Genomic DNA, 2647 nt, shown 5'->3' with positions numbered 1-2647 from the left:
ATCTGCGGATTTCGGTGAACGTGACCGAGCGTTTCGCTAATACGTGACCGGTGCTTCCACCCCGGTTGCGCGGGTTCTGGATTGTAATCGCATCGGTCACGATGCGGCTTGTTCCTCGGCTTTTTTTCGGCGCAGCGACTCGCCTTTCATCGTCAGTCGGTAGGCGTTGTGCACCAGGCGGTCGAGGATGGCATCGGCCAGGGTCGGGTCGTTGATCCAGCCGTGCCAGTGCTCGATGGGCAGTTGGCTCGTCAGGATGGTGGAGCGGCTGCCAGCGCGGTCGTCGATCACCTCCAGCAGGTCATGCCGGGCTCCTTCCTCCAGCGGGGCTAGCGCCCAGTCGTCCAGCACCAGGACGTCGACCTTTGCCAGCTGTTGCAGGGTACGGCCGAAGCTGCCGTCGCCATGAGCGATGCGCAGTTGTTCCAGCAGGCGCGGGGTGCGCAGGTACAGGGTGCTATAGCCCTGGCGGCAGGCCTGGTTGCCCAGGGCGCAGGCCAGCCAGGTTTTGCCGGCACCGGTCGGGCCGGTCAGCAGCAGGTTGTGCTGCTGGCGGATCCAGTCGCCACTGGCCAGGGTGGCGATCAGACGCTCGTCCAGGGCGCGTCCGGAGCGGCGGTCGAGATCTTCCAGGCAGGCGTTGGCGTACTTGAGCTTGGCCTTCTTGCGCAGCCGTACCAGGCGCTGGTTGTCACGCCAGGCCAGTTCGCGGTCGAGCAGTAGGCCGAGGCGTTCATCGAAGCTCAGGCTGTGGCTGGCCGGCAGCGTCCATTGCTCTTCCAGGGCGCGGGCCATGCCGTCCAGGCGTAGCTGGTGCAGTTGATTCAGGGTGTGTTGCGGCATCATCGAACAGCTCCTGTTGCGGGGGTTGGTAGTAGTCGGCGCCACGGACGTTCTCGTGGTCGCCGGGTAAGGTCGTTTCGGCGGCACGCTGGGGCAGCGGCTGTTGATCCAGGCCTTGCTGGAGCAGGTTGCGCACGCTGCGCCCGGTGAAGGCGCGCAGGTGTACGGCACGTTCGGCAGCGGCTTCCAGGCGTGCATTGCCATAGCGCCGGGCCAGCGAGAGCAGGCCGAGGCAGGCGCGGTAGCCCATCTCCGGGTGCGGCTTGTGGGTCAGTTGGTGATCGATCAGTTGGCGCGTGTAGGGGCCGATCCGCTCGCCCCAGTCGAGCAGGCGTTGCGGCGTCCACTCACGATGCGCCTGGTGCGCTGCGGGCATGTGTTCGCGCTGGGTACTGTAAGCGCCGCGTCGCCCCAGCAGCAGGTGGCTGGCCACCCGCCGGTTGCCATGCAGCACTTCCAGGGTGTGTGCCGTCAGTCGCACGTCCACGTTCTGCCGGGCCAGGGCGGAGGGCACGCTGTAGAAGCTGCCATTGACCTCGATGTGGTAGTCGATGCTGACCTTGCAGCGCTTGAAGGTGGCGACCTCGTAGGGATGCACCGGCAGCGCTCGCAAGGCCGGGCGATCCAGACGCTCGAACCAGTCGCGCCGGCAGCCATCGAGCCGCTTGAACGGGCGCCGATTCAGATCCTCCAGCAGCTCGGCGATGGCCTGGTTAAGCGCATGCAGGCTGAAGAACTGCCGATGGCGCAGCCGCGCCATGATCCAGCGCTCGACCACCTGCACCGCCACCTCGGCCTTGGCCTTGTCCTGAGGCTTGCGTGGCCGTGCCGGCAGGATCACCGTCTGGTAATGACGCGCGCACTCCAGCGTGGCCCGGTTCAGGCCCGGCTCGTAGCGATCCGGCTGGGCGACCAGGGCGCGCGGATTGTCCGGCACAACCATTTCCGGCACGCCGCCAAAGTAGGTCAGAGCCTGGCCCAGCGAGGTCAGCCAGTCCACCTGGGTTTCGCCTGGCGTCGCGCAGGCATAGGTGTAATTCGAGGCGCCCAGGGCGGCGACGAAGATGTGCGCCCGGCGCACTTCGCCGGTGGCCGGGTCGACCACCGGCAGCGTCGGCCCGGCATAGTCGATGAATAGCTTCTCGCCCGCACGGTGCAGCTGACGCATCGAACGTTTGAGCGTCTGGGCGTAGCGCCGGTAGTGCTCGACGAACTGGGTGTAGCGGTAGGTCGGCTGGCCCGCATGCGCGGCGAGATATTCCTCCCACAGCAGCTGCAAGGTCACGCCCTTGCGTCGCAACTCGCGGTGGATGCTCAGCACATCGGGCAGCACTCGCTCACCGCGCGGCTTGTTCGTCGACGTCGGTGCAAACAAGGCGGCCGCCAGCGCGGCCTCGTCCATGGCCACCAGCGCCGGCCAGTCCAGCCCGGCCACCCGCGCCGCCGCGATGTACTTGCTAACCACGCCCTTGGACAGCTGCAAGGCACGGGCAATCTTCTCGTGGGACAAGCCGGCCTCAAACTTGAGGCGCAGACATTCTTTGATGTTTCGCATGGCTACTCGCGGCGCCGCCATCTTCCTCTCCCGAAATCGGTCGAGGATGGCGGCGCATCAGGTCATGCGCAACGAAGGGGAAGGCTTTCGCTAAGTCGTGACCGGCGATTTCGGTAAGCCGTGACCACCTGTTTCGGAACAGGCGGAGAATCGGTCACGTTGCTACCGAAATGAGCGGTCACGCGTTAGCGAAATGAGCGGTCACGATCAACCGAAACGGCCGGTCACGGTGCTCCGAAATCCGCAGCG

Annotated in this window: 2 protein-coding genes; both read right to left on the bottom strand. The window is 66.0% G+C overall.

Annotation, left to right across the window (positions count from 1 at the left end; all coding sequences use genetic code 11):
* Nucleotides 1-96: 96 nt before the first annotated feature.
* Nucleotides 97-846, bottom strand: a complete 750-nt coding sequence (gene istB, locus N788_RS10150; protein ID WP_003460139.1) for an IS21-like element IS1474 family helper ATPase IstB — start codon at nt 844-846, stop codon at nt 97-99.
* The gene (gene istA / locus N788_RS10145) at nt 734-2419 is read right to left on the bottom strand and encodes an IS21 family transposase (protein WP_024360721.1); all 1686 of its coding nucleotides are present in this window, start codon (nt 2417-2419) and stop codon (nt 734-736) included. Before istA ends, istB begins: the two co-directional genes overlap by 113 nt.
* Nucleotides 2420-2647 lie beyond the last annotated feature (228 nt).

Origin of the sequence: Arenimonas donghaensis DSM 18148 = HO3-R19, from assembly GCF_000743535.1 — a bacterium.
In the GTDB taxonomy this organism is placed as follows: domain Bacteria; phylum Pseudomonadota; class Gammaproteobacteria; order Xanthomonadales; family Xanthomonadaceae; genus Arenimonas; species Arenimonas donghaensis.
This window is presented reverse-complemented; position numbering and strand designations above follow the sequence as displayed.

Bases quoted from the DNA above. Each gene is read 5' to 3' on its own strand.
- istB (WP_003460139.1), bottom strand. From the start codon at position 846: ATGATGCCGCAACACACCCTGAATCAACTGCACCAGCTACGCCTGGAC.
- istA (WP_024360721.1), bottom strand. From the start codon at position 2,419: ATGGCGGCGCCGCGAGTAGCCATGCGAAACATCAAAGAATGTCTGCGC.